This window comes from Aeromonas sp. FDAARGOS 1408 (assembly GCF_019048665.1).
Classification (GTDB): domain Bacteria; phylum Pseudomonadota; class Gammaproteobacteria; order Enterobacterales; family Aeromonadaceae; genus Aeromonas; species Aeromonas dhakensis.
In genome coordinates this window covers 3,079,649-3,097,552 of record NZ_CP077394.1, presented here as the reverse complement: position 1 = coordinate 3,097,552, position 17,904 = coordinate 3,079,649, and the positions used below count along the sequence as shown (strand labels likewise).

The window sequence follows — 17,904 nt, the reverse complement described above, 5'->3', positions numbered from 1 at the left end:
AATATTAAAGGGGGCATTGCCGCCCCCGTCATCAGCAAGGTGATCTGCATGTTTACCGGAATTATCGAAGCGGTGGGAACCCTGGCCGAGCTGCGTCGCCAGGGCGAAGACATGGCCCTCACCGTGCACGCGCCCACCCTGGATTTCAGCGATGTCAAGCTGGGCGACTCCATCGCCACCAATGGTGTCTGTCTTACCGTGATTGCCCTGGGCGACAAGCGTTATACCGCCGACGTGTCGCTGGAAACCCTTTCTCGCACCGGTTTTTCTGCCGCTAAGGTGGGCGATCGGGTCAACCTCGAGAAGGCGCTGATGCCCACCTCCCGCCTCGGCGGTCACCTGGTCTCCGGCCACGTGGACGGGGTGGGGGAGGTCAAGAGCGTCTCCAGCAGTGGCCGTGCCATCGAGTACTGGATCAAGGCGCCGACGGAGCTCTCCCGCTACATCGCCGAGAAGGGCTCCATCGCGGTGGATGGCATCAGTCTCACCGTCAACGCCGTGCAGGGGGATCTGTTCCGGCTGACCATCGTGCCCCACACCGCCCAGGAGACCACCATAGCCGGCTGGAAGCCGGGCAGGAGCGTCAATCTCGAGGTGGATCAGATAGCCCGCTATCTGGAGCGGCTGATGACGGGTCAGCGCCAGGAGAGCAGTGCCTCCACCCTGACCCTGGAGAAGCTGGCCCGCTCCGGTTTCCTGTGATGGAACCTCGGCGGGAAAAACGCTTTTCTGTGATCCCGCTCCGATTGAAATGGGGCCCCGCGTGCCCCATCTAGAGCACAATAGGCAGTATCACGTCGAGCCGACTGGCTCAATCCCCGAAGCATGTTGATGGAGTAGCCCATGGCGCTGAGCACGACCCAGGAAATCATTGCCGATATCAAGGCTGGCAAGATGGTGATCCTGATGGATGACGAAGACAGGGAGAACGAAGGGGACCTCATCATGGCCGCCTCCTGTGTCCGCCCGGAAGATATCAACTTCATGGCCCGTTACGGCCGGGGGCTCATCTGTCTGACCCTGACCCGGGATCGCTGCAAGCAGCTGGCGCTGCCGCTGATGGTCGACCGCAACAACGCCCAGTTCTCGACCGCCTTCACCGTGACCATCGAAGCGGCCGAAGGGGTAACCACCGGCATCTCCGCCGCCGACCGGGCCGTCACCGTGCAGGCGGCAGTGGCGCCCGATGCCAAGGCTTCCGATCTGGTGCAACCCGGCCACATTTTCCCGCTGATGGCCCAGGATGGCGGCGTGCTGACTCGCGCCGGCCACACCGAGGCGGGTTGTGACCTGGCCCGGCTGGCCGGTTACGAGGCCGCCTCCGTCATCGTCGAGATCTTGAACGAGGATGGCACCATGGCGCGCCGCCCTGATCTCGAGATCTTCGCCGAGCAGCACGGCATCAAGCTTGGCACCATTGCGGATCTCATCGAGTACCGCAACCAGCATGAGACCACAGTCGAGAAGGTGGCCGAGTGCAAGCTGCCCACCGAATATGGCGAGTTCGACCTCATCACCTTCCGCGACACCATCGACAACCAGGTGCACTTCGCCCTCAAAAAAGGCGAGGTGAGTGCCGACCAGCCAACCCTGGTGCGGGTCCATCTGCACGACGTGCTGAGCGATCTGCTGCAGACCGACCGCCACGCCGCCCGCAGCTGGCCGCTGCCCAAATCCATGGCCCGCATCGCCGACGAGGGCGGGGTGCTGGTGATCCTGGGGGCGGAAGCCCACGGCGCCGAGCTGCTGGCACGGGTCAAGGGCTTTGAGGCCGCCGACAAGGGGTTGGCGCCGGAAGGGGCCAAGTGGCAGGGAACCTCGCGCCGGGTCGGCGTCGGCTCCCAGATCCTCAAGGCGCTGGGGGTGGGCAAGATGCGCCTGCTGAGCTCGCCGAAGAAGTATCACGCCCTCGGCGGCTTCGGCCTGGAAGTGGTGGAGTACGTCGGCGAGTAAGCGCCGCATACGGCTGAAATCATCATCATGGCCGCCCGTTGCGGCCATGGTTTTTTGTCGTGGGTCTGTTGTGCTAGAATGTGCGCACTTTTGACTCCGGCCCTTTTGCTTTCACAGATACAGGATTTCCAATGAAGGTTATCGAAGGAAATATCGCCGCTCCTGAAGCGCGCGTTGCGATTGTCGTTGCTCGTTTCAACAGTTTCATCAACGACAGCCTGGTGAGTGGTGCACTGGACGTACTGAAGCGTCAAGGCCAGGTACAGGACAGCAACCTGACCCTGGTGAAAGTGCCGGGCGCGGTTGAAATGCCGCTGGTCATCAAGAAACTGGCCAAGAGCGGCAACTATGACGCCATCGTGGCAGTCGGCACCGTCATCCGTGGCGGCACCTACCACTTCGATCTGGTCGCCAACGAGAACAGCAAGGGCATGGCCCAGGTAATGATGGAATATGAAATTCCGGTTGCCTTCGGCGTACTGACCACTGAAAACATTGAACAAGCCATCGAGCGTGCAGGTACCAAGGCGGGTAACAAGGGTGCAGAGGCTGCACTGGCAGCGCTCGAAATGATCAACGTCCTGAAAGAACTGGACGTGTAACGAGGAGAAATGCATTGAAACCGTCTGAGCGCCGCAAGGCCCGCCATTGCGCCACCCAGGCCATCTACCAGTGGCAGATGACCAAGGCCAACGTGGGCGACATCGAAGAGCAGTTCAAGATCGATCAGGACACCAAGGGTGTGGATCTGAACTACTTCCGCGATCTGCTGTTCGGGGTAGCCCTCCACTGCAACGAGCTGGACAAGGTCTTCGCACCTTTCCTCTCCCGTCCGCTGGAAGAAGTGGACATGGTGGACAAGGCGATCCTGCGTCTGGCGACCTATGAGCTGACCCGTCGTGATGATGTTCCGCCGCGCGTGGTGATCAACGAAGCGATCGAGCTGGCTAAAGCCTTCGCCGCCGATGACAGCCACAAGTTTGTCAACGGCGTACTGGACAAGGTGATCAAGTCGCTGGACAAGCGCTGATCCCTGTTCATCAGCATTCCATGCTGATCGATGCTCTGTCGCGAGCCGTCGTCAGCAAGGTGAAGCGCAGCGCCAGGCCGGCGTGTATGGCAATACATGAAGAGCCCGGCAGCGACCAGCCTTGAGCACGGTCTCGCAGCAAGAGCCGCAACAGCATCTAATAGAGGAGCCAGCTTAATCGCTGGCTTTTTACTGTATGGGTGAATTTGAGCTGATTGATAAGTACTTCAAGGTCCCCCACGCCCGCAAGGACGTGGTGATGGGCCCTGGAGACGACTGCGCCCTGCTGACCCTGCCCCCCGACACCCAGCTGGCGGTGAGCACGGATACCCTGGTGAGCGGCGTACACTTCTTTCCCGACATGGATCCGGTCGATCTCGGCTACAAGGCGCTGGCGGTCAATCTCTCCGATCTGGCCGCCATGGGCGCCGAGCCGCGCTGGGTATCGCTGGCGCTGACCCTGCCCACCGTCAACGAAGCCTGGGTGGCCGGTTTTGCGGAAGGTTTCCTCGAGCTTGCCGAATACTACAATGTGGCGCTGGTGGGCGGGGACATGACCCGCGGCCCGCTCTCCATCACGGTATCGGTCAAGGGCTCGGTGCCGGCCGGCCGTGCCCTGCTGCGCAGCGGTGCCAAGGCCGGTGACGGTGTCTATGTGACTGGCACTCTGGGCGATGCCGCGCTGGCGCTCTCCCACCTGCTGGCCAAGCGCACCCTCAACGAGAACCAGCTGGCGGCCGTGCTGCCGCGCCTCGACCACCCCCATCCCCGCATTCTGGCAGGCCAGGCTCTGCGCGGACTGGCCAGCAGCGCGCTGGATCTCTCCGACGGCCTGGCCTCGGATCTCGGCCACGTGCTCAAGGCGTCCGGCGTGCGGGCCCAGATCGATCTCGGTCTGCTGCCGCTCTCACCCGTGCTGCAGGATGCGGTGAGCGAGCAGGATGCCTGGCAGCTGGCGCTGGCCGGTGGCGATGACTACGAGCTCTGTTTCACCGTGCCGGAGGAGCATCGCGGCGCGCTGGACACGGCGCTGGCCAACTGCGGCGTCAAGTTCACCCGCATCGGCCGGATCCTGGCCGGTGAGCCCGGCATCGACTATCTGCACGGCGAGCAGCCGGTCGAGCTGACGCTGAAAGGGTGGGATCATTTCGCATGAGCTGGTTCATGATAAAGCCCGAGCTGAAGCGGCTGAACCTCAGGAACCCGCTCCACTTCCTGGCGGTGGGCTTTGGCTCCGGCCTCTCGCCCAAGGCGCCCGGCACCATGGGGACGCTGGCCGCCATCCCCCTCTATCTGCTGGTGAGCGACTTGCCGACCTTCTGGTTCATCGCCTTGCTGGTAGTCGGGTTCCTGGTCGGTATCCGCATCTGTCAGAGCGCCACCGATGCCATCGGCATGCCGGATCACGGCGCCATCGTCTGGGACGAGGTAATCGGCTTTGGCGTCACCATGATAGCGGCGCCGGCCGGCTGGGAGTGGGTCCTGGCCGGCTTCGTGCTGTTTCGCCTGTTCGACGTGCTCAAGCCCTGGCCCATCTCCTGGTTTGATCGCCGCATCCACGGTGGCTTCGGCATCATGCTCGACGATCTCATCGCCGCCCTGTTCGCCCTGTTTTGTATGCAATCGCTGGCATACTGGCTGGGGTGACGGGGATTACGAGGGGGAATGCAGCGCTGGCATTCCCCTATTTATCTCTGTTTAGTTTTCATTCATCGGCATATGCTGCCGTTAAAAAATCATTTCACATAAATATTCACTACTCATTCGAGGCTTGAGACTATTGTGTCAATAGTGAATATTCCCGCCTGTTACACCCTTGTTGAAAGTAAAAGCACTAAAACGTCATTTATGTGGTCATTAAGTCTGGATATGTGATTGTAGTCATCATTTATGACTGCTGTGCTGGCTGCTAACTGAGCAAAGTATTGCGAAATTGTATAACCCGATCATTTACACTCGCCGTCAAACCGTCTAAGTTACTCGCGGGTTATTCCAAAAAAATGCAAAAAACCCGCCCGGATCGCTGGTTTCGTTGTCTCATGGATTGAGCGTTTAGTCGTCATATCAAACACTCACGATCACGCCAAGGCACGACCGGCATCTGCGGCCGATTTACGGACGAATTATTTGGGACGGATGTCCCCCGCAGAGGTAACCATGTCCTTGCTCGAAGTGAAAAACTTGCGGATCGAGTATCCCTCCCGCTACGGGGTACTGGCCGCAGTGAAGGATCTCTCTTTCTCCATCGAAAAAGGGGAGATAGTCGGTGTCGTGGGTGAATCCGGCGCCGGCAAGTCCACCATCGGCAACGCCGTCATCGATCTCCTGAGCCCGCCGGGTCGCATCGCCCGTGGCGATATCTACCTCAATGGCGAGCTCATCTCCGGCAAGAGCCAGAACGAGATGCGGGCCATTCGCGGCTCGCGCATCGGTTTCATCTTTCAGGATCCCATGACCTCCCTCAACCCGCTGTTCACCGTCGAACATCAGCTGGTTGAAACCATCCTCGCCAACACCGACTTGTCCCGTGAGGCGGCCTTTGCCAAGGCGCTCGAGCTGATGAAGGCGGTCGGGATCCCGAGCCCGGAGCTGCGCATCAAGCAGTATCCGCACCAGTTCTCCGGTGGCATGCGCCAGCGGGTGGTGATTGCCATCGCCCTCTCCGGTGATCCTGAGCTCATCATCGCCGACGAGCCGACCACGGCGCTGGACGTCTCCATCCAGGATCAGATCCTCCAGCTCATCCGCACCCTCTGCAAGGAGCGGCAGGTGGGCTGCATGCTGGTGACCCACGACATGGGCGTGGTCTCCAACGTCACCGACAAGGTGGCGGTCATGTATCGCGGCGATCTGGTGGAGTTCGGCACCACCGAACAGGTGCTGGGTCGCCCCAACCACCCTTACACCCGCAGCCTCATCTCGGCGGTGCCCCGCTCGGATGTGAAGCTGGTGCGCTTCCCGCTGGTCTCCTATATCGAGGATGCCGGTGCGGCGGATACCAGCATCGATCTCAAGACCCACTGGCTCGGTCAGAGCCAGGACGAACGCGCCTATGAAGGGGCGCTGTTGCGGGTGGAGAACGTGGATCTGAAGTTCGTCACCAAGGACTCCTTCTTCCCGAGCCGTCGCCAGTATGTACGGGCCTGCAACAATATCAGCTTCGAGATCTTCGAGGGTGAGACCTTCGGCCTGGTGGGGGAGTCTGGCTCCGGCAAGTCGACCATCGCCCGCGCCATAACCGGCCTCTATCCGCCCGATACCGGCAAGATCTTCTTCGAGGGGATCGATCTCACCGCCCTCAAGGGTGAGCATGAGCGTCGCCCGCTGCGTCGCCAGATGCAGATGGTGTTCCAGAACCCTTATTCGTCGATGAACCCGCGCATGAAGGTGCGCGACATCATTGCCGAGCCGATCCGCTTCCACAAGCTGGCGAGCAGCGAGAGCCAGATCGCCGGCATCGTGGGGGATCTGCTGGATCACGTTGGCCTCGGCCGCGGCGCCGGGGTCAAGTACCCCCACGAGTTTTCCGGTGGCCAGCGTCAGCGCATCTCCATCGCCCGGGCCCTGGCGACCCGGCCCCGTTTCCTCATCTGCGACGAGCCCACCTCGGCGCTGGATGTGTCGGTGCAGGCCCAGATCCTGAACCTGCTCAAGGATCTGCAGCAGGAGCTTGGCCTCACCATGCTGTTCATCAGCCACGATCTGCCGGTCATCCGCCAGATGTGTGATCGCATCGGGGTGATGCAGCATGGTCACCTGGTGGAGGTGGCCGAGACCGAGAAACTGTTTACCAATGCCGAGCATGAGTACAGCCGCAAGCTGATCTCCCTCATGCCGGAGTTCAAGGGAATGTCCCGCGAGGGGCTGGAAATCGCAAGCTAGGAAAGCACCGGCTCGCCGGTATCTATGTCAATAAAAAAACCAAAAGCATGGAGAAAACAATGAAAAAAGGATTGTCCAAGATTGCACTGGCGCTGTTTGCCGCTGGTTTCGCCTTTAACGTCTCCGCTGTCGACATCAAGGTCGGTGTCGCCTCTGACGCCACCTCGCTGGACCCGCAGGAGCAGCTCTCCGGTCAGACCCTGGAGATGTCCCACCTGGTGTTCGACCCCCTGATGCGTTACACCCAGGACCTGCAGTTCGAGCCGCGCCTGGCCGAGAAGTATGAGCGCATTGACGACAAGACCGTCCGCTTCTTCCTGCGCAAGGGCGTCAAGTTCCACTCCGGCAACGACTTCACCGCCGACGACGTGGTGTGGACCGTCAACCGTCTGAAGTCCTCCGTCGACTTCAAGGCCATCTTCGACCCCATCGCCGAAGTGAAGAAGGTCGATGAGTACACAGTGGATCTCGTCACCGCCAAGCCGTTCCCGCTGGTGCTGCAGACCGTGACCTACATCTTCCCGATGGACTCCAAGTTCTATACCGGCAAGACAGAGGCGGGCAAGGACAAGGGCGAGATCGTCAAGAACGGCGACTCCTACGCCTCCACCCACGTCTCCGGTACCGGCCCGTTCAGCGTCAAATTCCGCGAGCAGGGCGTGAAGCTGGAGTACGTGCGCAACGCCAACTACTGGGACAAGGCCTCCAAGGGCAACGTTGACAACCTGACCGTGGTCCCCATCAAGGAAGACGCCACCCGCGTGGCGGCCCTGCTGGGTGGCGACGTGGACATGATCTACCCGGTTGCGCCGAACGATCTGGAACGCGTGAAGAATGGCAAGGACACCCAGCTGGTGACCCTGTCCGGTACCCGCGCCATCATCATCGAGCTGAACCAGAACACCAACCCGGCGCTGAAAGACAAGCGCGTGCGTCAGGCGATCAACTACGCCATCAACCAGGTTGGTATCGTCGAGAAGATCAACAAGGGCTTTGGCACCCCCGCCGGCCAGCTGAGCCCGAAAGGCTATGCCGGTCACAACGAGGCGCTCAAGCCCCAGTATGACCTGGCCAAGGCCAAGGAGCTGATGAAGGAAGCCGGCTACGAGAAGGGCTTCAAGATGAGCTTCATCTCCCCGGCTGCCCGCTACGTCAACGACGTCAAGATTGCCCAGGCCGTCTCCGCCATGCTGGCCAAGATCAACATCAAGGTGGATCTGAAGACCATGCCAGTGGCCCAGTACTGGCCGGAGTTTGACAAGTGCGCCGCGGACATGCAGCTGATCGGCTGGCACTCCGACACCGAAGATACCGCGAACTTCTTCGAGTTCCTGACCTTCACCAAGGATGCCAAGACCGGCATGGGCCAGTACAACTGTGCCGGCTATGCCAACGCCGAGGCTGACAAGCTGGTCGAGCAGGCCAACGCCGAGACCGCCCCGGCCAAGCGCGCCGAGATGCTGAAGAAGGTCGAAGCCATGCTGATCGACGACGCCGCCTACGTGCCGCTGCACTGGGAAGATCTGGCCTACGGCGCCAAGAAGAACGCCGACATCAAGCCGGTGGTCAACGTAATGAACTTCCCTTACCTGGGTGACCTGGTGGTCGGCAAGTAAGCGCAAGTCGCAAGGAAGGACGGGGCGGGGTGGTCAGCCGGCCACCCCGCCTGCTAACAGAAGCCTGTGCCATGACACAGGCCACGTAGAAGGACAAGCATGTTTACATTCCTGCTGAAACGGTTCTATCAGGCCGTGATAGTGATGTTCGTCATCAGCCTGGTCGCCTTCTCCATCCAGGACAATCTGGGGGATCCGCTGCGCGAGCTGGTGGGACAATCCGTCTCCGAAGCCCAGCGCCACGAATTGCGCGAGAAGATGGGCCTCAACGATCCTTTCCTCGTCAAATACAGCCGCTTCTTGAAGAACGCGGTACACGGGGATCTGGGTACTTCCTACTTCTTCAAGCGACCAGCCCTCGAGGTCATCCTCGACAAGCTGGTGGCTACTCTTGAGCTGGTGTTTGGCGCTGCGCTCATCATCGTGGTGGTCTCCATTCCGCTTGGGGTCTACTCGGCGATCCGCCCGCACAGCATACCGACCAAGATCATCATGGCGGGGAGCAGCATCGGCATCTCGATCCCGGTGTTCCTGACCGCCATCATGCTGATGTACCTCTTCTCCATCCAGCTGGGCTGGCTGCCGGCCTATGGCCGCGGCGAGACCTACAATCTGCTGGGCTGGGAGTCGGGCTTCTTCACCTGGGACGGCATCAAGCATTTGATCCTGCCCTGCGTAGCGCTCTCCTCCATCATGCTGCCGCTGTTCATCCGGCTGGTGCGCTCCGAGATGCTGGAGCAGCTCTCCTCCGAGTACGTCAAGTTCGCCCGCGCCAAGGGGCTGGACAACAACAAGGTCTACTATCAGCACGCCCTGAAGAACACCATGCTGCCGGTCATTACCGTTGGCGGCGTGCAGATCGGTACCATGGTGGCCTACACCATACTGACCGAGAGCGTGTTCCAGTGGCCGGGGACCGGCTTTTTGTTCCTCGAGGCGATCCACCGGGTCGATACGCCCCTCATCACCGCCTACGTCATCTTCGTCGGGCTCATTTTCGTGGTGACCAATACCCTGGTCGACCTGCTCTACGGGTTGATCAACCCGACCGTCAACTTGACCGCTAAGGGGTAAGCACATGAGCAATGCAGTAACTGCAAGCCCAAGCCGTTGGGCTCGATTCAAAAATTCCGACATCGTCTACTACTTCCTGCGGGACAAGGTAGCCATGTTCAGCTTTGCGGTGTTCGTGGTATTCGTGCTGGCCGCCATGCTGGCGCCTTGGCTCGCCCCGTACAACGTCTATGACCAGACCAGCTTCGATCTGATGGATGCCGAACTGCCGCCCTCCTGGCTGGCAGGGGGTGAGGAGCGTTTCTGGCTCGGTACCGACAACCAGGGTCGCGACATCTGGAGCACCATCCTCTATGGCGCCCGCATCTCGCTCACCATAGGTCTGTTCGCGGTGGGGCTGCAGCTGGTGCTCGGCATCGTCATCGGCCTGCTGGCCGGCTACTTCGGTGGCCGCATCGACAGCCTGCTGATGCGCTTTGCCGATGTGCAGCTGTCGTTTTCCACCATGATGGTGGCGATCATCATCTCTGCCATCTTCCAGGCGACGTTTGGTTCCGAGTTCTACTCTAAGTTCGCCATCCTGATGCTGGTGGTGATCATCGGCATCGCCGAGTGGCCGCAGTACGCCCGTACCGTGCGCGCCTCGGTGCTGGCGGAGAAGAAAAAGGAGTATGTGGAAGCGGCCAAGGTGATGGGCTTTCGTGCCCCGCGCATCATGTTCCGCCACATTCTGCCCAACTGCCTGTCGCCGATCCTGGTCATCTCCACGGTGCAGGTGGCCAACGCCATCATGAGTGAGGCGGCTCTCTCCTTCCTGGGGTTGGGGATGCCGGTTGATCAGCCGTCGCTGGGCTCGCTCATCAGCGTGGGCTTCAACTACATCTTCTCCGGCTCCTGGTGGATCACCGCCTTCCCGGGCATCTGCCTGGTGGTGCTGGTGCTGGTCATCAACCTGTTGGGTGACTGGCTGCGGGATGTGTTCAATCCCAAGCTCTACAAGGGCTGATGGTCACAGATAAACAAACGAGACAGACAAACGAAAAGGGCGCCATAACGGCGCCCTTTTGCTATGTGTGCTGAGGGATCAAGCCTGCAGCCACTGCTCGATGCTGCGCTGGATGCCGGCGCCATCGAGCCCCAGCAGAGCGTAGATCTCCTCCTGGGTACCCTGCTCCACGAAGCGATCCGGCAGGCCGAGGTTGAGCACCGGCTTGCACTGTTTGCTGCGCATCAGCAGCTCGTTCACCGCAGAGCCCGCGCCACCCATGATGGCGTTGTCCTCGAGGGTGACGAACTGATCGTGGGTCGCGGCCAGGGAGAGCACCAGCGCCTCGTCCATCGGCTTGACGAAACGCATGTCCACCAGGGTGGCGTCGAGCGCCTCGGCAGCCGCTTTGGCCTGTTGCAGCAGGGTGCCGAACGCCAGGATGGCGGTGCCCTTGCCCTGACGCACAATCCGCCCCTTGCCGAGCGCCAGCGCCTGCATTTCGCTCTCCACCTGGACGCCGGTGCCGCTGCCGCGGGGGTAGCGTACCGCCGCCGGCCCGTTGCACTGGTAGCCGGTGTAGAGCATCTGACGGCACTCGTTCTCGTCGGACGGGGTCATGATCATCATGTTGGGCACGGTGCGCAGGAAGCTGATATCGAACGCCCCCTGATGGGTCGGGCCGTCGGCTCCCACCAGACCGGCCCGGTCGATGGCGAACAGTACCGGCAGCTCTTGCAGCGCCACATCGTGGATCAGCTGGTCGTAGGCGCGCTGCAGGAAGCTCGAGTAGATGGCGACCACCGGCTTCTGGTCGGCGATGGCGAGACCGGCAGCGAAGGTGACCGCATGCTGCTCGGCGATGGCCACGTCGAAGTAGCGATCCGGATACTGCTGGCTGAACTTCACCAGGCCGGAGCCTTCGCGCATGGCCGGGGTGATGCCGACCAGCCGCTCATCCTTGGCCGCCATGTCGCACAGCCACTGGCCGAAGATGGCGGAGAAGCTCGGCTTGCCGCCGCTCGCCTTGGGCAGGGTGCACTCGTCCGGATTGAACTTGGGCACGCCGTGATAACCGATGGGGTCCTTCTCGGCAGGCTCATAGCCCTTGCCCTTCTTGGTCTTGACGTGCAGCAGCTGCGGCCCCTTGAGGTTGCGCATGTTGCGCAGGGTCTCGACCAAGGCATTGATATCGTGGCCGTCGATGGGACCTATGTAGTTGAAGCCGAACTCCTCGAACAGGGTGCCGGGCACCACCATTCCCTTGAGGTGCTCCTCGGCCCGCTTGGCCAGCTCCTTGACCGGCGGCAGGCCGGCCAGCACCTTCTTGCCACCCTCGCGGATGGTGGTGTAGAGCTTGCCGGACATGATGCGGGCCAGGTGGTTGTTCAGTGCCCCGACATTTTCGGAGATGGACATCTCGTTGTCGTTGAGCACCACCAGCATGTCCTTGTGGACATCGCCGGCGTGATTGAGTGCCTCGAACGCCATGCCGGCGGTGATGGCGCCATCGCCGATCACCGCCACCACCTTGCGCCCCAGCCCTTCGCTCTCGGCCGCTACGGCCATGCCGAGCGCCGCACCGATGGAGGTGCTGGAGTGACCGACGGAGAGCACGTCATATTCGCTCTCGCCGCGCCAAGGGAAGGGGTGCAGACCGTCTTTCTGGCGGATGCTCTGCATCCGATCGCGGCGACCGGTCAGGATCTTGTGGGGATAAGCCTGGTGGCCCACGTCCCACACCAGCCGATCGAACGGGGTGTTATAGACGTAGTGCAGCGCCACCGTCAGTTCGACGGTGCCGAGCCCGGAGGCAAGATGGCCACTGGAGCGACTCACCGAACGCAGCAGATATTCACGCAGTTCGTTGCACAGCACGGGCAGTCGCTCGAAGGGCAGGGATCGCAACTCGACCGGCGTATCCGCGAGGGCCAGGTTGGGGAAATTGCTTATATCAACGCTCATATTGTTACTGTTATCCAGCGTTTAGTGGGTTCGCTCGATGATGTAATCGGCAAACGCTTCCAGAATGTCGGTATTGTAGGGCAAAGATTGCAAGGCTGTTAAGGCTTTACCATGCAGTTCGCGAGCCAGCTCACGGGCATTGTCGAGCCCAAGCAGTGCCGGATAGGTACTCTTTTCCAGCGCCAGATCGGAACCTTGCCGCTTGCCGAGGGTGGCGGTATCGCCCGTGATGTCGAGGATGTCATCCTGCACCTGGAAGGCGAGACCGATGGCGGCGGCATAGCTTTGCAGCGCGCTCAGGGTGGTTTCATCCACGTCGGCCTTGCACAGGGCGCCAAGCGCCACGGCGCACTCGATGAGGGCTCCGGTCTTGTGGCGGTGTACCTGTTCCAGCTCGGCCAGGGTGATCTGGCGCCCTTCCGCTTGCAGGTCCAGCGCCTGGCCACCGCACATGCCGAGATAGCCGGAGGCGCGGGCCAGCCGGCTCAGCATTCGCACCCGGTTGCCCAGCAGCGAGTCCGGCATCGGGTGATCAGCCAGAATGGCGAAGGCCAGGGTCTGCAGGGCGTCACCGGCCAAAATGGCGGTGCCTTCATCAAATGCCTTGTGTACCGTCGGCTGACCGCGACGCAGATCGTCGTCATCCATGGCGGGCAGATCGTCGTGCAGCAGGGAGTAGGCGTGGATGCACTCCACCGCGGCGGCGGGGCCGTCCAGCAGCTCGCTCTTGACGCCCAGCATCTCGCCGACGGCGTAGACCAGAAAGGGGCGCACCCGTTTGCCGCCCAGCAGCAGGCCATAGCGCATGGCATCGCGCAGGCGGGGGGCCATGGGCGGCAAGGATTCAAGTTGTGCAGAGAGACGGTCGTCAATACGTTGCCGGTGCAGGCGGGAAAAATCGTCCAGCGTCACTCACTCCTCTCCTTGCTCTGGCTGGAAGGGAACTGCCTGCTCGCTGCCATCGGCCTGAGTCAGCAGGATCTGGATCTTCTGCTCAGCCTGCTCCAGCTTCTGCTGGCCGGCGCGCACCAGGTGAATGCCCTGTTCGAACTGCTTGAGGGCCTCTTCCAGCGGCAGGGAGCCCTGTTCCAGTTGATGAACTATGGTTTCCAGCTCTTCCAGAGTGGCATCAAAACTCAGGCGGTCGATTTTTTTACTGGCCATGTCCATCCTCGGGGATTGAAAAAAACGGCTTATCTTAACATCGACGGCGGGCAGGGGGGAGGCAGAAAAATGCTGTCGGCTTAAACTCTCGGAAAAGTGGCCGATAATAAGCCATCTTCCAAAGGGGAAAATGGTAGCGGCCCTTGCCGCTGGTGAGCCAATAGCAGAAAATTCAACAAACTACAGATACAACAAATTTCAGCTGACAGGAGTAGGGATGTGGATCTAGGTAGTCTGATTGGCATAGTGCTGGGATTTGGGGTGGTCATCTATGGCATGCTGCTGGGTGGCCCTGTGGGGATGTACATTGACGTTCCTTCAATCTGCATCACGGTGTTAGGCTCCATCTTTATCGCCATGATGAAGTTCAACATCGGCCAGTTCCTGATGGCGTTCAAGGTGGCCGGCAAGGCATTCATGTACAAGGGAGACAAGCTCGACGATCTGATCGTCAAGGCAGTCGAGCTGGCCGATGCGGCCCGCAAGGGCGGTTTTCTGGCGCTGGAAGCGGCCGAGGTGCCCAACCCCTTCATGAAAAAGGGCATCGACATGCTGGTGGACGGTCACGACGCCGACGTCATCCGTGCCGTGATGGAAAAAGACATAGAGCTCACCGCCGAGCGCCATGTCATCGCCATCAAGGTGTTTCGGTCGCTGGGGGATCTGGGGCCGGCCATGGGGATGATAGGTACCCTGGTCGGGCTGGTGGCCATGCTGGCCAACATGAGCGATCCCAAATCCATCGGCCCGGCCATGGCGGTAGCCTTGCTCACCACCCTGTACGGTGCCATTGAGGCCAACATGCTTGCCATCCCCATCGCCGACAAGCTGGAGCTGCGCAGCGGTGAGGAGAAGCTGAGTCGCTGCCTGGTGCTGGACGCCATCATGGGCATCCAGGATGGCCAGAACCCGCGGGTGATCCAGTCCATGTTGCAGAACTACCTCAACCAGTCGAAACGCAACAATGGCGATGAATAGGGGGATGTATGTCTGATTGCAAATGTCCACCCCCCGGGCTGCCCGGTTACATGGGGACTTTCGCCGATCTGATGTCGCTCTTGATGTGCTTCTTCGTGCTGCTGCTCTCGTTTGCCGAGATGGATGTGCAGAAGTTCAAGCAGATTGCCGGCTCCATGGAGAAGGCGTTCGGGGTGCAGAACATTCTCGAGGTGAAGGACATCCCCAAGGGAACCTCCGTCATTGCCCAGGAGTTCAGACCGGGTCGCCCGGAACCAACACCCATCGATACCATCATGCAGCAGACTATCGACATGACCCAGACCGAGCTGGAATTCCAGCCCGGTGACGCCGACAAGGCTGGCGGTCATGACAAGAGCGAAGACAAGCTGGTGGGGGGCGATACCCAGCAGGAGGCGCAGAAACAGCAGCAGGAGCAGTCCAATGCGCTGGCCAAGGCGCTGGCGGATCAGATGAAGGCGCAGATCCAGGATGGGGCGATCGAGATTGAGGCGCTGGGCCAGCAGATCATCATCCGGATCCGCGAGAAAGCCGCCTTCCCGGCGGGTTCCGCCTTCCTGCAGCCCCAGTTCTGGCCGGTGGTGCGCAAGGTTGCCGCCTTGCTCAAGGATGTCCCCGGCGAGATAACCATCTCCGGTCATACCGACAACGTGGCCACTGAGGATGAGCTGTTCCAGTCCAACTGGGAACTCTCCTCCCAGCGGGCGGTGGCGGTGGCTCACCAGATGATCAAGGTGCCCGGTTTTGATGGCAGCCGGCTGGTGGTGCAGGGCATGGCGGATACTCAGCCGCTGGTGCCCAACACGACACCGGAAAACCGGCGCATGAACCGGCGGGTGGAGATCTCCATCATGCAGGGCAAACCGACGGTATCTGCGCCGATCAGCGCCCAGGAGCAGAAATAGTCACAGACAATTGTGATGCCAAAGCGCGATCTGCCTCGCAGGGACCGACATGGATTTTGTGCCGGCTTCATATTAAGATGCCTCATCCGAACCGACAGCTGCGGCTCTCTCTGATAGCCGCAGCTTCTCTTTTCAAGCAACCCAGGTTTCGACTATGAATCATACTCCGATGACTGTTCGCGGCGCTGAAAAGCTGCGTGAAGAGCTCGAATATCTCAAGACCGAGCTTCGTCCGCAGATTATCGAAGCGATTGCAGATGCCCGTGAACATGGTGATCTGAAAGAAAACGCCGAATATCATGCTGCCCGCGAGCAGCAAGGCTTCTGTGAAGGCCGTATCCAGGAAATTGAGAGCAAGCTCTCCAACGCCCAGGTGATCGACGTCACCAAGATGACCAACAATGGTCGTATCATCTTCGGGGCGACCGTGACGCTGCTCAAGAGCGAGACGGAAGAAGAGGTGGTCTACCGCATCGTGGGTGACGATGAGGCGGACATCAAGCAGAACATGATCTCCGTGAATTCGCCCATAGCCCGCGCCCTGATCGGCAAGGAAGTGGACGATGTCGCCATCGTCAAGACACCGTCCGGCGACGTGGAGTACGAGATCCTGGAAGTCGCCTACCTCTGAGGTAGCGTTCAGGCAGCAACAGGGGAGCCCGGCTCCCCTGTTTGTATTCAGCGGGGTTGATAAGCCTGGGTGAAGGCGTCCTGATGGCGCTGAAACATCCAGCCGCGCAGTTGTTCAAGATCCTCTCTGGCCATCTGGAAGTGCAGTGCCCAGCCCTGTATGCCGTTGCGACGGTGGATCCGCCTGACCGGCTCTGCGCTGAGGGGCAGAGGAGGGAGACCTTCGATCAGCAGGGTGCCTGCCAGCGTGGTATCCATGGCCAGCTCGGCCGGCAAGCCTTCCACCACCAGCCCGTCCAGCGACAGGCTGTGCACCAGGTAGTCCTCTTCTCCCATCTGGAAACGGGCCTGTTCATCCAGCCGCCAGGTGCGCGGATGGGGGTAACCCAGCTCCTTGATGACGGGGGCGGCGATGCGTGGTTCGACGAAGCCGTCATCGCCCTGAGTGAAACGCAGTGGGAAACGGAGCTGGTGTCCGGCGAAGCGGGCTTCCAGCACCAGCTGGTCGGCGCGTTGCAACAGGCCAAGCAGGGGAGTGGCGAGATAACCGCTCAGGGGTTGTCCGGCGGCCGTCTCCTGATCGTTTCCCAAGTCCCGTAGCATGGCCAGTTCATCTTCGGTGAGAATCTGATGGTGATCCATAGCGGGTTTCCACGAGTATTCATCGCAGGTTAAGGGCCTGGCGACTACTTTGGCAAGCGACTTGGGAAGAGAGAAAATGAGAGGAAAGAGCGATGCTCTTTCCTGTTACTTGCGGGGCAGTTGGATTTTCGGCTCGTTGGCCTGACGGTAGATGGTCAGCACGTGGCCGATGCTCTGTACTTTCACCGCGCCGGTTTCACGGACGATGGCATCCATAACCAGCTGTTTCATCTCACGATCTTCAGACGCAACCTTAACCTTGATCAGCTCGTGGTGGTTGAGCGCCAGATCGATCTCGGCCAGCACACCTTCGGTCAGACCGTGTTGTCCCAGCAGGACGACCGGCTTCAGACTGTGGGCAAGGCCCTTGAGGTACTGTTTCTGTTTATTGTTGAGAATCATGGCAATTTCTTCATAAGTCAGGGTTGAAAGGGGCGTATTCTACCCCCACTTAGCCCTTAATACTAATAACCCTTGTGGTTTTTTAAAGTCGACAATCATGACCCAGAAAAAACATTCCCCCAGTTCAACCCGCTGGTTAAAAGAGCATTTTGACGATCAATACGTCAAGAAAGCCCAGAAGTTGGGGCTGCGTTCCCGTGCCGTGTTCAAGATCGACGAGATCCAGGGTAAGGACAAACTGCTCAAGCCCGGCATGACGGTGGTGGACCTGGGGGCGGCCCCCGGTGGATGGTCCCAGTTTGCCATCGATCAGGTCGGTGACAAGGGCCGGGTGATCGCCTGCGATATTCTGCCGATGGATTCCATCGCCGGTGTCGATTTCCTGCAGGGAGACTTTCGGGAGGAAACTGTACTGGGAGCCCTGCTTGAGCGGGTCGGTCCGGACAAGGTTGACGTCGTCATGTCCGACATGGCACCCAACATGAGCGGTACCCAGCAGGTGGATCAGGCCCGTTCCATGTATCTGGTCGAACTGGCGCTGGACATGTGCAATCAGGTCCTGCGTTCCAACGGCAGTTTCGTGGTCAAGGTATTCCAGGGGGAGGGGTTTGACATCTATCTCAATGAAATCCGTAAGCTTTTCTCTGCTGTCAAGATTCGTAAACCAGACTCGTCTCGTGCCCGTTCACGAGAAGTCTACATTGTGGCTACCGGTTTTAAACTGTAGTACCCTAACCT

General features: G+C 60.3%; 19 protein-coding genes. 14 read left to right on the top strand and 5 right to left on the bottom strand.

The window, feature by feature from the left end; all coding sequences use genetic code 11:
• Positions 1 to 48: 48 nt before the first annotated feature.
• From I6L38_RS14140 to I6L38_RS14095, 10 genes are all read left to right on the top strand, one after another.
• Entirely contained in the window at positions 49 to 702 is a 654-nt protein-coding gene (locus tag I6L38_RS14140; RefSeq protein WP_017783741.1) for a riboflavin synthase, read from the top strand.
• Positions 703 to 843: 141 nt separating this feature from the next.
• The gene (gene ribBA, locus I6L38_RS14135; protein WP_010633099.1) at positions 844 to 1,953 is read left to right on the top strand and encodes a bifunctional 3,4-dihydroxy-2-butanone-4-phosphate synthase/GTP cyclohydrolase II; all 1,110 of its coding nucleotides are present in this window, start codon (positions 844 to 846) and stop codon (positions 1,951 to 1,953) included.
• A gap of 131 nt (positions 1,954 to 2,084) precedes the next feature.
• Positions 2,085 to 2,555 (top strand): 6,7-dimethyl-8-ribityllumazine synthase, encoded by a 471-nt coding sequence (gene ribE / locus I6L38_RS14130; RefSeq protein ID WP_005298094.1) that lies wholly within the window; start codon positions 2,085 to 2,087, stop codon positions 2,553 to 2,555.
• 14 nt (positions 2,556 to 2,569) lie between these two features.
• Positions 2,570 to 2,983: a transcription antitermination factor NusB gene (gene nusB, locus I6L38_RS14125; protein WP_005298096.1), complete on the top strand. Its 414-nt coding sequence runs from the start codon at positions 2,570 to 2,572 to the stop codon at positions 2,981 to 2,983.
• A 196-nt stretch (positions 2,984 to 3,179) separates the two neighbouring features.
• A complete protein-coding gene (gene thiL, locus I6L38_RS14120) occupies positions 3,180 to 4,139 on the top strand; it encodes a thiamine-phosphate kinase (RefSeq protein ID WP_010633101.1) in 960 nt (319 codons plus the stop codon).
• The gene (locus tag I6L38_RS14115; protein WP_201881997.1) at positions 4,136 to 4,630 is read left to right on the top strand and encodes a phosphatidylglycerophosphatase A; all 495 of its coding nucleotides are present in this window, start codon (positions 4,136 to 4,138) and stop codon (positions 4,628 to 4,630) included. Before thiL ends, I6L38_RS14115 begins: the two co-directional genes overlap by 4 nt.
• Positions 4,631 to 5,140: 510 nt before the next feature.
• Positions 5,141 to 6,865 (top strand): ABC transporter ATP-binding protein, encoded by a 1,725-nt coding sequence (locus I6L38_RS14110; protein WP_005298102.1) that lies wholly within the window; start codon positions 5,141 to 5,143, stop codon positions 6,863 to 6,865.
• A 59-nt stretch (positions 6,866 to 6,924) separates the two neighbouring features.
• Entirely contained in the window at positions 6,925 to 8,481 is a 1,557-nt protein-coding gene (locus I6L38_RS14105) for an ABC transporter substrate-binding protein (protein ID WP_043170263.1), read from the top strand.
• Positions 8,482 to 8,580: 99 nt separating this feature from the next.
• Positions 8,581 to 9,555, top strand: a complete 975-nt coding sequence (locus I6L38_RS14100) for an ABC transporter permease (protein WP_010633104.1) — start codon at positions 8,581 to 8,583, stop codon at positions 9,553 to 9,555.
• Positions 9,556 to 9,559: 4 nt separating this feature from the next.
• Entirely contained in the window at positions 9,560 to 10,501 is a 942-nt protein-coding gene (locus I6L38_RS14095) for an ABC transporter permease (RefSeq protein WP_010633105.1), read from the top strand.
• A 78-nt stretch (positions 10,502 to 10,579) separates the two neighbouring features.
• Here I6L38_RS14095 and dxs read toward each other — a convergent pair whose 3' ends face one another.
• Genes dxs through xseB form a run of 3 tightly spaced genes read right to left on the bottom strand, consistent with a single transcriptional unit; the run spans position 10,580 to position 13,609 of the window.
• Complete coding sequence (dxs, locus tag I6L38_RS14090; RefSeq protein WP_043170261.1) at positions 10,580 to 12,445, bottom strand: 1-deoxy-D-xylulose-5-phosphate synthase; 1,866 nt, start codon at positions 12,443 to 12,445, stop codon at positions 10,580 to 10,582.
• Positions 12,446 to 12,466: 21 nt separating this feature from the next.
• On the bottom strand, positions 12,467 to 13,357 hold the full coding sequence (gene ispA, locus I6L38_RS14085; RefSeq protein ID WP_043170260.1) for a (2E,6E)-farnesyl diphosphate synthase: 891 nt from the start codon (positions 13,355 to 13,357) through the stop codon (positions 12,467 to 12,469).
• Entirely contained in the window at positions 13,358 to 13,609 is a 252-nt protein-coding gene (gene xseB, locus I6L38_RS14080; protein WP_016351725.1) for an exodeoxyribonuclease VII small subunit, read from the bottom strand.
• A gap of 219 nt (positions 13,610 to 13,828) precedes the next feature.
• Here xseB and pomA point away from each other — a divergent pair, with 219 nt between their 5' ends.
• The 3 genes from pomA (at position 13,829) to greA (ending at position 16,123) form a co-directional block, all read left to right on the top strand.
• Positions 13,829 to 14,587, top strand: a complete 759-nt coding sequence (gene pomA / locus I6L38_RS14075; RefSeq protein ID WP_005298116.1) for a flagellar motor protein PomA — start codon at positions 13,829 to 13,831, stop codon at positions 14,585 to 14,587.
• 8 nt (positions 14,588 to 14,595) lie between these two features.
• Entirely contained in the window at positions 14,596 to 15,492 is an 897-nt protein-coding gene (locus I6L38_RS14070; RefSeq protein ID WP_005298118.1) for a flagellar motor protein MotB, read from the top strand.
• A 154-nt stretch (positions 15,493 to 15,646) separates the two neighbouring features.
• Positions 15,647 to 16,123, top strand: a complete 477-nt coding sequence (gene greA / locus I6L38_RS14065) for a transcription elongation factor GreA (RefSeq protein ID WP_005298120.1) — start codon at positions 15,647 to 15,649, stop codon at positions 16,121 to 16,123.
• Positions 16,124 to 16,170: 47 nt separating this feature from the next.
• Here the strand turns inward: greA and I6L38_RS14060 are convergent, their stop codons facing one another.
• Together I6L38_RS14060 and yhbY are read right to left on the bottom strand one after the other, a co-directional pair.
• The gene (locus I6L38_RS14060; protein WP_010633109.1) at positions 16,171 to 16,764 is read right to left on the bottom strand and encodes a hypothetical protein; all 594 of its coding nucleotides are present in this window, start codon (positions 16,762 to 16,764) and stop codon (positions 16,171 to 16,173) included.
• Between the two features lie 105 nt (positions 16,765 to 16,869).
• Positions 16,870 to 17,166, bottom strand: a complete 297-nt coding sequence (gene yhbY / locus I6L38_RS14055; RefSeq protein WP_005298134.1) for a ribosome assembly RNA-binding protein YhbY — start codon at positions 17,164 to 17,166, stop codon at positions 16,870 to 16,872.
• A 97-nt stretch (positions 17,167 to 17,263) separates the two neighbouring features.
• Between yhbY and rlmE the strand changes: the two genes are divergently transcribed.
• Complete coding sequence (gene rlmE / locus I6L38_RS14050; RefSeq protein WP_005298136.1) at positions 17,264 to 17,893, top strand: 23S rRNA (uridine(2552)-2'-O)-methyltransferase RlmE; 630 nt, start codon at positions 17,264 to 17,266, stop codon at positions 17,891 to 17,893.
• Positions 17,894 to 17,904 lie beyond the last annotated feature (11 nt).